Source organism: Accumulibacter sp. (assembly GCF_029255145.1).
In the GTDB taxonomy this organism is placed as follows: Bacteria; Pseudomonadota; Gammaproteobacteria; order Burkholderiales; family Rhodocyclaceae; genus Accumulibacter.
The window spans coordinates 1-11,342 of the sequence record NZ_JAPUVQ010000051.1; the positions used below are offsets into that span (position 1 = coordinate 1).

The 11,342-nt window shown below is 60.7% G+C and carries 13 protein-coding genes and 1 pseudogene; 4 read left to right on the forward strand and 10 right to left on the reverse strand.

Translation table 11 applies throughout. The annotated features are described in order from the left end of the window. Nucleotides 1–66 precede the first annotated feature (66 nt). From Q1L50_RS05740 to Q1L50_RS05785, 10 genes and pseudogenes are all read right to left on the reverse strand, one after another. Nucleotides 67–540: a hypothetical protein gene (locus Q1L50_RS05740; RefSeq protein WP_300336635.1), complete on the reverse strand. Its 474-nt coding sequence runs from the start codon at nt 538–540 to the stop codon at nt 67–69. A gap of 85 nt (nt 541–625) precedes the next feature. Further along, entirely contained in the window at nt 626–1,612 is a 987-nt protein-coding gene (locus Q1L50_RS05745; protein WP_300336637.1) for an HAD family hydrolase, read from the reverse strand. Nucleotides 1,613–1,700: 88 nt separating this feature from the next. After that, complete coding sequence (locus Q1L50_RS05750) at nt 1,701–3,365, reverse strand: arylsulfatase (protein ID WP_300336639.1); 1,665 nt, start codon at nt 3,363–3,365, stop codon at nt 1,701–1,703. 225 nt (nt 3,366–3,590) lie between these two features. Continuing rightward, nucleotides 3,591–3,812, reverse strand: a pseudogene (locus Q1L50_RS05755) (transposase); the annotation flags it as partial. A 162-nt stretch (nt 3,813–3,974) separates the two neighbouring features. Next, complete coding sequence (locus Q1L50_RS05760; RefSeq protein WP_300336641.1) at nt 3,975–4,427, reverse strand: LacI family transcriptional regulator; 453 nt, start codon at nt 4,425–4,427, stop codon at nt 3,975–3,977. After that, a complete protein-coding gene (locus Q1L50_RS05765; protein WP_300336643.1) occupies nt 4,424–5,782 on the reverse strand; it encodes a recombinase family protein in 1,359 nt (452 codons plus the stop codon). Before Q1L50_RS05765 ends, Q1L50_RS05760 begins: the two co-directional genes overlap by 4 nt. After that, nucleotides 5,779–6,279 (reverse strand): DUF2924 domain-containing protein, encoded by a 501-nt coding sequence (locus Q1L50_RS05770; RefSeq protein ID WP_300336644.1) that lies wholly within the window; start codon nt 6,277–6,279, stop codon nt 5,779–5,781. The genes Q1L50_RS05765 and Q1L50_RS05770 overlap by 4 nt, the downstream gene beginning before the upstream one ends. 12 nt (nt 6,280–6,291) lie before the next feature. Next, complete coding sequence (locus tag Q1L50_RS05775; RefSeq protein ID WP_300336646.1) at nt 6,292–6,555, reverse strand: hypothetical protein; 264 nt, start codon at nt 6,553–6,555, stop codon at nt 6,292–6,294. Between the two features lie 129 nt (nt 6,556–6,684). Beyond that, nucleotides 6,685–7,608, reverse strand: coding sequence for an ImmA/IrrE family metallo-endopeptidase (locus Q1L50_RS05780; protein WP_300336648.1), 924 nt, complete (start codon nt 7,606–7,608; stop codon nt 6,685–6,687). Continuing rightward, a complete protein-coding gene (locus Q1L50_RS05785; protein WP_300336650.1) occupies nt 7,605–7,928 on the reverse strand; it encodes a helix-turn-helix transcriptional regulator in 324 nt (107 codons plus the stop codon). Before Q1L50_RS05785 ends, Q1L50_RS05780 begins: the two co-directional genes overlap by 4 nt. A gap of 207 nt (nt 7,929–8,135) precedes the next feature. Here Q1L50_RS05785 and Q1L50_RS05790 point away from each other — a divergent pair, with 207 nt between their 5' ends. The 4 genes from Q1L50_RS05790 to Q1L50_RS05805 all read left to right on the forward strand — a co-directional run. Beyond that, nucleotides 8,136–9,365: a hypothetical protein gene (locus Q1L50_RS05790; RefSeq protein WP_300336652.1), complete on the forward strand. Its 1,230-nt coding sequence runs from the start codon at nt 8,136–8,138 to the stop codon at nt 9,363–9,365. After that, on the forward strand, nt 9,328–10,332 hold the full coding sequence (locus Q1L50_RS05795) for a hypothetical protein (RefSeq protein ID WP_300336654.1): 1,005 nt from the start codon (nt 9,328–9,330) through the stop codon (nt 10,330–10,332). Before Q1L50_RS05790 ends, Q1L50_RS05795 begins: the two co-directional genes overlap by 38 nt. Before the next feature lie 177 nt (nt 10,333–10,509). Further along, nucleotides 10,510–10,725 (forward strand): helix-turn-helix domain-containing protein, encoded by a 216-nt coding sequence (locus tag Q1L50_RS05800; RefSeq protein ID WP_300336656.1) that lies wholly within the window; start codon nt 10,510–10,512, stop codon nt 10,723–10,725. After that, nucleotides 10,722–11,342: hypothetical protein (locus Q1L50_RS05805; protein ID WP_366145216.1), on the forward strand; the 621-nt coding region annotated here is incomplete at its 3' end. The genes Q1L50_RS05800 and Q1L50_RS05805, both read left to right, overlap by 4 nt.

Genomic DNA, 11,342 nt, shown 5'->3' on the forward strand with positions numbered 1-11,342 from the left:
AAGAACCTCGTCCAGATTAAACCAAACCGGTCATCCCCCAGAAAATTCACGCAAAAGCCACATTTATCACATGCTTACAAGAACGGGGTATGACTTTGTTCTGATACGTTGAGAGCATTGGGCACCAATCCCGCCGCCGCCGCCAAATTCCCAACCTTTGGCGATGAATTCGTGCATCCCTTTGGTTGTCTGGAAGATGATCAGCGTTTCACTCTCCGACGCGCCAACCTGTGCCCCGATATTTGCCTGGGCCATTTCCATAAAGACGTCTTTTTTCGTCGTGCGGTCATGCACTAAACCCTTGCCGCCTGCACCACCGACCAAGAAGCTCAGACCGTAGGTGGTAAAGACAGCGTAGCCAGGGGCTTTGCTGACTTCGCCTTTGATTTTGGGCTCTGCCTTATAGAATTTCTCCAGGCTCGCCTGTGTTACGTTACGGATCTCCGCTTGCTTGCTCGCCTTGTTGTCCTGAGCGATGGCACTGCCAGTCACAAAAGACAATGAAACCGCTGCGACGGTAAATAGATGATGGAGTTTCATGGTTAATCCTTAATTATCAAGTTGGCATGCTCTGGTTTTTCTGCGGCTTCCCGCAGTTGCTGTAAGTCAATCAAAGTGCTCAGGATCAGTTGTCGAAGGCAAACGCTTTTTTCCAGTCGTTCTTCATGCTGATGACGGTCCAGCCACGCTGGTTGGCTTCCGCCATGAGCGCATCGCTGAACGTGCCGATCTTCGATTCCGGTCCGTAAGCCCATTCGCGTTTGGCATCGTCGTGGTGCACCAGCATCATCAAGCGTGCGCCACTGCCGGCCTGCGTCCATTCGAGCATCTGCTGGTCGCCGTCGGAGTTGCCGAAGGCGGCAATCGGCCGGCGACCGATATGCGCGTTGATGCCGACGGGCTTGCCCGTCTTGTCGTCGATGAAGTTGATCTCCGGCAGGCGAACGAGCGCCGGCTTGCCGGAACGGACTTCCCATTGGGTCTTGATGCTGCTGCCGACGACCTGTTCGGGCGGAACACCATAGACTTTTTCGGTCCACGGCCGCATGAATTCGATACCGCCGCCGGAAACGATGAAGGTCTTGAATCCGTTGGCGCGCAGGTAGGTCAGCACTTCTAGCATGGGCTGATAGACCATTTCCGTATAGAGCTTGCCGGTCTTGGGATGCCGGGCCGTCGCAAGCCAGTCCTTAACGGTTTTCTCGAACTCCTCGGTCGTCATGCCGGCGTGCGTGGCCATGACGATTTCCAGGAGCGCTTTTTCGCCGCCAGCCATGACGCCCTTCAGGTCGCCCTTGAGTAACGAGGCAAACGGCTCTTGCGTCTGCCATTCCGGATGCTGCGGCGCTAGCGCCTTGACGCGATCAATCGCGAAAAGCAACTGGAAATAGACCGGCTGTTCGGCCCACAGCGTGCCATCGTTATCGAAGGTGGCGATGCGTTGCGGCGCCGGCACAAAATCCGGCGAACCTGCCTCTGTAACCTTGGTGACGAAGTTGACTATGGATTGCTTGGCCTTGCCATCGTTCCAGGAGGGCAGGGGATCGGCGGCAAAGGCCGAATTCGCGAACAGCACCACTGCGAACAGTGCATTGACGAGCAGATTCCGCATGTCGATTTCCTTCGTGAATCATGAAAATGGCGGGGCGCATCTTCAAAGATAGCCTCGCCATCGGGTGATAACTCAATTGGCGGAAACCTCAGTTTCCGCTCGGCAAGCCGATGTGGATGCCGTCCTTCATGAGTTGCTCGCGGATGTATTTGAATTTTTCGTACTTGGACAACTCGACCGGTCCGTCATAACCCTCGCTTTGCAGCTTGCGTGGCGGATATTTGACATAAGTCTTCATCAGGTCTTCGATCGCCTTGCTGATGGTGACCAGGGTCCAGGTACGCTCGGTGTAGTTGTTCATGAAGATGTCGTAGCGTTCCTGCGGGTCCTGCCAGAGATCGAACACTTGGGGCACGGTGGCCACATATCTTTGCGCTCCCTTCCATCCCAGGTTGCTGTCGACTGCCAAGCCACCCGTAGGTTGCCCGTTGTCGCCACGCAGGTTAAAGACGGCCTTGTAGTTACCGACCCGTGCTGCGCCCGGTGTGAGTTCGTTCTCGGTGAAGTAGAACCATTCGTTGCGCGGCGACTTGCCGGTGCCGAAGAGTACCGGGCTGAGGTCGTAGCTGTCGAAAATGATCGGCTTGCCTTCACGGTCGTTCTGCGGGAGCTTGACCCCGGCGAGGGCGGCGAACGTGGCCATGTAGTCCAGCCCGCCGACGATCTCGTGATTCACACTCCCCGGCTTGATGTTCGGCCCGACGGCAATCGCGGGCACACGGTTGCCGCCTTCGCGCACCGTTCCCTTGGTGCCACGGAACGGGGTATATCCGGCATCGGGATAAACGTCCTGCCAGGCGCCGTTGTCCGTGGTCCAGAAGATGTAGGTGTTCTTGTCGAGGCCGAGTTGGCGGACCTTTTCGATGACGCGGCCGATCCGGGTGTCGTTCTCGACGATGGAATCGGCATACTTGCTCTTTGACATCGACTTGAGCTGGAAGTCCGGGTGCGGCATGTTTGGCTGGTGCACCTTCATGAAATTGACGCTCATGAAGAACGGTTTGCTCGATTTGGCCGCCTTGTCCAGATACTCCACAGCCGCCTTCTCGACATATTCGTCGAAGTACGGAATGCCGACCACGCCCTTGTCCGGGGTGTTGACGTACTGACCGTTGATCTTGAAGTCTTCGGTCACCTTGCCGCCCGCCGTGCCGGACAATGCGCCCTTCGTGACTTGCTGGAACATGGCACGCAACTTCGGATCCATGTCGGGGAACCAGGTCGGGTCAGCGTAGGTGTAAGCATTCAGATGGTAGAGCCCGACATATTTCATTTCGTCGTAGCCTTGTGCCGTGGGCAACGCGTAATCGGCCTCACCCAGATGCCACTTGCCGGTGAAGAAGGTCTGATAGCCGCCCTGCTTGAGCACGGAAGCCAGCGTCCATTCCGCCTTTGGCAGGCCGCCTCCCTGACCCTGGAAGGCCACGGTGGTCATGCCGCTCCGGTTGGGGATGCGTCCGGTCTGCACCGCAGCGCGGCCCGGCGTGCAACTGGGTTGCGCGTAGAACGAATAGAAGGTCAGCCCTTCCTTGGACAACAGGTCCAGACTGGGAGTTGGCATGCCGCGGCCGGCGCCACCGCCATACGGTCCCGAGTCGCCGTAGCCGAAGTCGTCGGACAGGATGAGGATGATATTGGGTTGCTTGCCCGTTGCGCTGGATTGAGCAAGCGCCGACGACATTCCAGAGATAGACAAGACCGCCGACGCCACCGTAAAGCCAAGCAATCGAGCGACCGAATTGAGTCGTTTCATAAGGCTCTCCCGAAAAGAACGCATTCAGGCACCGGGGAACATTGTTATCCCAGATGCATAACTACAAGTCTGCAAACTCGAACAAATAAGGCGCCAATGAAGACTAACGAATAGCGTAACGAATAGCGTTTATCTGCCGCGCCGAAAGGCGAACACAGCTATTCTCACCGATCAACAAGGTTCATTTTTTCATATTTGCAGAGGTCAACGCAAACAATAACCTGATTAGCAACGAACGTCAGCCGCCCGAATCGAGCGTTCGGGCTGCGGTGCGCAGGTTACTGCGGCGACCAGGAGCCGCGCGTTCAAAGTCCTGAGATCGAATCGGCGGTTGAATCGGTAGGCGAAAGCTGCGAGGTACTGAGCGCCATACTTTCGGAAGGCCAGCGCGTGGTAACAACCCGAAAGGCTGGTCTTGAGATTGCCTAAGACCGTGTTGACCCACTTGTGTCGCGCCAAAGGCGCGCCAAAGGGGCCAGGGTCAAATTAGATGCAAATCAACAGCCTAACTCTGCGCCCCTGACCTTGAACGTTGAGCTTTCCTGAAAGCTCAACGGCGGAAACGGGTCGTCTGCGGCCACTACACGGCATGGGCCCGGACGCGGCCGATCAGTCCTGCACTCCCTCGCCAACCACATCGATCCTCTCCCGCTGCTCCTCCCACAACACCGGCGGACTGATGGCAAGCTCATGCACTGTGACGTGAGGAGGCACGGTCTCATCCAGGATCGCCGCCACGATGTCGGGCGCCAGCGTGGTCAGGTTGAGCATTCGGCACATGTAGCTGTTGTCGATCTTCTCCCGGGCCGCGAGTTCGGTGATGGATCTGGCTTCGCCCGATTCGAGCATGGCCAGCCAGCGATGGCCGCGGGCCAGCGCCAGTTGCATCGGTGTGGCGGCGACATCCCACGGTCTGGGCTGTCCAGCCTCACCGTTCGGCAAGGTGACCAGTTTCCGCCCGCTGCGGCGCTTGATCTGAATCGGCACCGACAGGGTCAGCTTGCCATCGCTGGCGGTGATGACATCCGGCGCTCCGGTCTTCTGGATCCGAATCCCGTTCATGCCAGTGCCTCCTGCCGCCGTTCGGCGGGCTCCGGACGCAAATCCAGCACCACTTGCTCGATGCCGTTGGCGCGCAGGCGCACTTCCAGATCGGTGGGTGAAACGATCACCTTTTCGACCAACAGTCTGACGATGCGGGTCTGCTCGGCCGGGAACAACTGGTCCCAGATTGCATCGAGGCGCGTCATGGCCACCGTGACCTTGGCCTCGTCCAGGGTCGGATCCAGTTTAGTCGCCTGCGACAGCAGATCGCCGAGCAGCGCTGGCGCACGCAGGATGCCGCGCAGTTGTTCGAGCACCGCCGATTCCAGTTCGGCTGCCGGCAAGCGCGGCAAACCCGACGCGCCCGCCTGCTCCTTGGTATCGCGCATCGGGATGTAATACCGATAACGGCGCCCGTTACTCTTCTTCGTCGAGTGCCAGGGCGACAGGGCACGCCCGTCGTTGCCGAACACGATGCCCTTGAGCAGGAAGGGCACGACCGCCTGGGTGGCGCTGCCGCGCACCCGGCAATGGATGGCGAGGATCTCGTGCACGCTGTCCCACAACTCGCGTTCGATGATCGGCGGGTGCGCCGCCGGAACCCACTGGTCCTTGTGCCGCAACTCGCCAAGATAGGTGCGGTTGTTCAGCAGCTTGTAGATCATCCCCTTGTCGATCGGCCTGCCCTTGCGGACCTTGCCGTCCTGCGTGGTCCAGGCCTTCGAGGTAACGCCGTCCAGTTTCAGCTCATTGAACAGGGCGGTGCTCGAACCGAGTTCGACGAAGCGCTGAAAGATGTGCCGAATCAGCTTGGCTTCCTGCTGGTTCGGGACGAGGCGCCGATTATCGACGTCGTAGCCCAGGGGTGGCACGCCGCCCATCCACATTCCCTTCGCCTTGCTCGCGGCGATCTTGTCGCGGATGCGTTCGCCGGTGACCTCACGTTCGAACTGCGCGAAAGACAGCAGGATGTTCAGCATGAGCCGTCCCATCGACGTCGTGGTATTGAACTGCTGCGTCACCGAGACGAAGGAAACGCCGTAGCGCTCGAAGACGTCGACCATCTTGGAGAAGTCCGCCAGGCTGCGCGTCAGTCGATCGATCTTGTAGATCACGACCACGTCTATCCGGCCGGACTCGATGTCGGCCATCATCCGCCGGAGCGCCGGACGTTCCATGTGCCCACCGGAGAAAGCGGGGTCGTCGTAATCGTTCACCACCGGAATCCAGCCCTCGGCGCGCTGACTGGCGATGTAGGCATGGCCCGCGTCGCGCTGCGCGTCGATGGAGTTGTACTCCTGGTCCATGCCCTCGTCGGTGGACTTGCGCGTGTAGACGGCGCAGCGCACACGCCGCTTCAGGGCTTCGCTCATCGCCGGGTTCCTTTCTTGACGGCCGGATCCGGCTTGGCCGGCCCTTTGAGCCCGAAGAACAGCGGTCCCGACCAGCGGGTTCCGGTGATCTCGCGAGCAATCATCGACAGGCTCTGGTACATCCGGCCGTTGAACTCGTACTGCCCGTCGGCGGTGGCGATGACGCGGTATTCGACATCGCGGTATTCGCGGGTCAGCACGGTACCCGCCGCGGGACGGGTTTCGCCGTCGCGCTTCTTGACCTTGCCCGTTTCGAGAAGGGAAGCGATCCGACGCTGGTTTCGCTCCAGCAGGTGGGCATCGACCTTGCGGAACTCGATCTCCTGCAGCCGGTAGGCAATACGACGTTCCAGGAACGGCCGATTGTAGTTCGGCGTATCGGCGCCGAACAGCTTCTGCCACAGCGCCTTGATTTCAGGCATTGGCAGCTCGGGCAACCTAGCGATCTGCGCCAGGACCGATGGCGGCGTGGCGGGAATGCGCGTGGACGTGTTCATCATGACTCCGTACTATTCGTTGTTGGCGGGGTGTGAATGAACGCGCTGGTCGCCGGAGAAGGCAAGCTCAAACTCGCTCTCTCGCGCCAGGTTTCCCGCCTGCGGAGACTGCCCGGAACTGCGAAGGCGGATGAGCCCATTGGCCAGCAACGACGCGATCTCGCACCGACGCTGTGCCGCGGTCATGTGCTCCGCGGGTTGATGGTTGGCTTGGCAGTCGCTGCGCCCCGTTACGCTCTCGACTTGCGAAGCTGCACGTTGTCTGATTTCACGCATGGGTATCGGTCCTTGTCCATCCAACTCGCTTGAAGCGTCATTGTCCGGAGGGACCGCATCCCCCGCCACGAGGGAGTTTCGGGCCGTTGCGGAGCGCTGCGGATCGGTGCGGAAAGTCCGGTCCGACGGTTATCGGAGGGGCCGCTGCCCGCGACGTTCGAACCGCTCGATGGCGCTTTCGAGACCCGGCGCGTCCTCTTCTTCCTGGGTTTCCCATGGCTTGCGGTCCGGCATGACGAGCAGCGAGATCACGAAGTCGTACTGATCCGAAACGATGCGCATCTCGCGAAGGGGCATATCGTCAGGCTCCCCGGCGAACCAGATCCGGGCGGGTACAGTGATGCCCTCGCGCTCGTCGACACTACGCATCGGACTGGACGCCAGCGACCCTTCGGGAATCGGGATGGTCTGCCTGCCGAACCGGAAGAAAGCCCCGGTCTTCATCGCCGTCTGACTCGACCACGACCACTGGATGAAGCCACTTCGCGAGACCACCATCACCGCACGCTCGGGGGTGAACTCGATCCAGCGCCTGATCACCGCTTGCATGGACGCACCGTAGCGATCGGCACAGGCACCCAGCACGTCCAGGTTGACCGTCGCGCCGGCCACCTGGCGCCGGAAGTCGTCGAAAGGCATCAGCAGTGTGGCCGCGAACTTATCTGCGTCACTCTCCATCGCCCTGACACCGCCGCTCCATCCCGCCGTATCCTCGGTCGAGCACAGGAATTCCCCTTGCCCCGGCAACTCGCGATGCAGCAGGTAGTGGCCGAATTCGTGCGCGATGGTGAACTGGGTCCGTCCCGGCGAGGTGACCGCGGCGTCGTAGACGATCAGCCACCGCGTACGGTCCTTGTTGGGCTTGAGCATGCCCTCCAGACAAGGCAGTGTCGCGCCATGAACCTTGGTGATCGGCGACTTGGGAAATCGCTGCTGCGAGTACTCCAGCGCGAGTTCGGCCACCTTGACCGGGAAGCGCTCAGGCCCGAGGACCTGATTGAGCAATGCCGAGATGCCATTGGCCTCGGCCATCGGCCGTTTGGGTTCCGTCACTCGTCGTTGTCCCAGGCATCAAGGATTTGCCGTAACCGCTTCTTGGTGTCCTCGGGCATGCCCTGGTATTTCCGGAAGAAAGCCTGATCCAGGACTTGCTGGTCGGGAGACGACGTTTCCGTGCTGAGCAGGTAATCGGACGTCACGTCGAGCACCGCGGCAATCCTGCCGATCTTGTCGGCAGACGGCCTGGGAACGTCCTTGTTCTCCAGTTCCCAGATGTAACTCTTGCTGGAATCCGTCAGTTCGGCCAACTGCTCGAGGCTGAGCCGCTTCTGCTTTCGCAGGGTTCGCATCTTGTCACCCAGGGGTGATGGCACTGCTCTCTCCTTAAGGGTCCATATCAGGCGCGGAATACTACCACTCTGCCGAACGCTTGCGTACCCGTTTGACAACATATGCGGCACTCAGCGATAATTCGCAAAGTTCGGCACGCCGAACGCAATCGGTCTACACACCCAAACAAGAAGAATGGGTTGCTCGGGCTGATAAGCACCCAATCCATACCTTTGTGAAGGGAAATGTCGATGAACGATGCAGAGAACCTCTCCAAACTGCTCGGCCACCTGCCGCCGGCGGTCTTCAGTGAATTCATGGTCAGCGAGTTCGATGTGGCGATGCCGGAATTGAACGCGAAGCAGGCCAAGCGGGAACAGCGGGCCGCCATGGATAACTTCCTTTCGGCCCTCGCGGTCAGTGTGCGGCAGCCGATCGAGGAGTTGGCCGAACGACTCGTACTGATGTCGGATGGTGCCGGGCAGGACGTCATCGAAGGTTTTCGCGACGACATCTTTGATGATGCCGACCGCGAGACTTTCGCCGCGATCCGCAACCAGTACGAGCGGGCTCTGTGGCTTTACTGCCATGAACCCGCACTCTTCAAGGAAGCATTGGATGCCCGGCAGGCCGACGTCTTCCGCCAAAGCCCGTCGTGCTACTCGGGGTTCATGGCCCCCAAGGGTCTGTCGATCAAGGACGACGAGGCCTCAAGGGTGGATTTCCATCAGACTGTCGCCGAACATCTCGGCTGCGCGGTCGATGCGGTGGCCGTCCAGATCTTCAGGCGTCTGCGCCCCGACACGCAGACTGGCGAGGACGTCGCCCTGTACCAGGTCAGCATTCACCACAACCGCCCGCCGGAGATCATCGACTGCGTCCAGGACAGCGAACTCTTTGGGCAGGAGGTGATCCGGGCGGTCTCCTCGCATGTCACCTACGAGCCTGCGCACGGTCATCTGGAGGTGCTGACCAAGGACACCGATGGCCGCGAGACACTGGCCCGGATCGTGGCAGACGCCTTGCTGCAGTCGCCAATCTCCGGCGAGAGGATTCCGCTGAAGCAGTACGACTACCAGAGTCTCGCGGCGTCGCGCAACTTCAACGTGGCTGGCGAGAACGTGGCATTCGTCAAGGTGGTCGAGCTCGGGTACGGCGGATCGAACCACCGCTCGCTGCTGGTGAAGAGTCGGTGGAACGATCCCGAAGACGTTTATGCCGCTGCACGGGAACTCGTCAGTTCCACGTTCGACTTTCGCCCCCGTCATCTGAACTACGCCAAGCTCTCCATCCGCCTGAAAAAGGTCGGCAACGACCGGGCACGGACGATCACTGTCATCTTGCGCGAGGGCAACAAGTGCAACATCAAGACCAAGCGTGAAAAGGACCGGGCATTGTGTGACCGCCTGCTCGCCCAATGGCATCTGGTGAAGGAGATCGGCGATGCCCTCAAAGCCCCTGTCGACGCCGTCGCTGCTTGAGTTGCTCGACCTCTTCGACCGGTCGGGCCAGTCGCTCACAGACGCCGAAGGCCAACGTCTGCGCGGCGTGCCCGGATGGGACGTCTTGCACAGGACCTCCCTGTCCGCCCGGGAACTCGCGGAATGGACGGAGTGCGTCGGTTACTCCGGGTGCTTTCCGGCGCCCTGCGGTGACGAGCGCGTGCCGGTCGAACTGCAGGAGGATAGCGATCCCACGCGCTACCGCTATCGGTGTCCGGAGACGTTTCGCAGAAAATCTGTCGCGGCGTCGGAGGTGGCGGTCTACGCCGTACGCGCGCCGAAGCTCCTGCATGTCGTCGCCGACCTGCTCGACATTCCCGTGGCCCTTCGCAAGGGGATCGAGTCCCCTTTGCTGGATGGCAGTCTCTGGCATATGGGCAAGGCCCGGATCGGACCGGCTCACACCGACATTTGGTTCGTACGCGGGCTGGCGTCGTGCGTCGATCTCCTATTCCGCCACTTCCACGCGCAAACACTGCCGGATCGGGGCCTCATTCTGACAACGGGCACGGTGCTGCCCGAGTTCGTGCGGCCACCACGCAACTACCGCTTTGCTGCCCTGCACGGCGTGGTTGTCGACTTCCTGCCTGACCCACGCATGGATGTCGACCTGCTGCATCGCATTCTGACCAGGCCGGGGGATGGCACGCTTCGCCCCGTCCTGCCGGTGTACTTCGACGAGTACACCCATGTGCTCACGATCCGCAGCAAGACACAGCCCTGGCACATCAGAGGCCGGCGCCAAGCCGCCGCCGTCAAGTACCTGTACGAGCAGGCTTGCAATGGAAGATGGCTGGTGGGCGCCGGGGAGATTCTCGCGGCGGCCTACCCAGATAAGGAGACCGGCAAGAGCACGCGGATTTCGAGTCTGTTCAGCGGGAATGAAGAATGGAGGGATTACCTCGCTAACCCGGAGAAGGGACAGTACGGCTTTCGGCTCGACTGACTCCGCTACCCGTTACACAGACAACCGCCTTCGGGCGGTTTTTTGCTTTTCGGGGCGCGAATTTCCTCATCTTGCCTGCGCCCGTACATCAGCCCGTACATGGCGCCGGTAGATGCCCGTACATGCCGACTTCCAAACTGACGCCACGTTTTCGCAATCACTTGAAAGGAGAGAAACGTGAGTATCAAACACCTCAACCAACGCCACCTGGCGGACCGTTGGGACGTCAGCGAGGCCACACTGGAACGTTGGAGGTCCGAAGGGATCGGGCCAGTTTATCTGAAGCTCCGAGGTCGCGTCCTGTACCGCGTCGAGGACATCGAGGCCTACGAGGCTGCGAGCCTGCACCGGAGCACCAGCGAGCGCGCCTTCGCCGCCGGAGGTGCCGCATGAGTACCGGCTCCCTCCATCACATCCTCACGACGCCGGCCGCCGAACTCGCGAACGAATCCAGCGAGTCGCTGTTCCGGATCAAGAGCGACGCTGCCGATCTGCTGGCAGCCGCCAAGACTGTCGTCGAGCACATCGACCGGGCGGTGGATCTGAAGTATGCCCACCGCGCTCATCAACTGCGGCGGGCCTCAGGCAAGGACACGGGCGTCGTCCACTTCGACGACGGCGCAGTCCGGATCACGGCTGACCTCCCCAAGAAGGTCGAGTGGGACCAGGCCAAGCTCGCCGAGATCGCTCGCCGCATCGCCGCCAGCGGCGACGACCCCGCCGAGTTCGTGGAGATCGCTTACCGCATCTCCGAAACCAAGTTCAACGCGTGGCCCGAGTCGCTCAGAAGTGCCTTCGTACCGGCACGTACCGTCAAGACGGGCAAGGCGAAGTTTGCGCTCGCCATGTCAGGGAGGTCCCAGAATGACTCCCTATTCGCTGCACCCCGCAGCCGAGATCTTCCCGGAAATGGATGCGTCAGCCCTTGCCGGGCTGACGGCGGACATTGCGGCCAACGGCCAGCACGAACCCATTCTCATCCTGGACGGGCAGGTCATCGACGGCCGTTG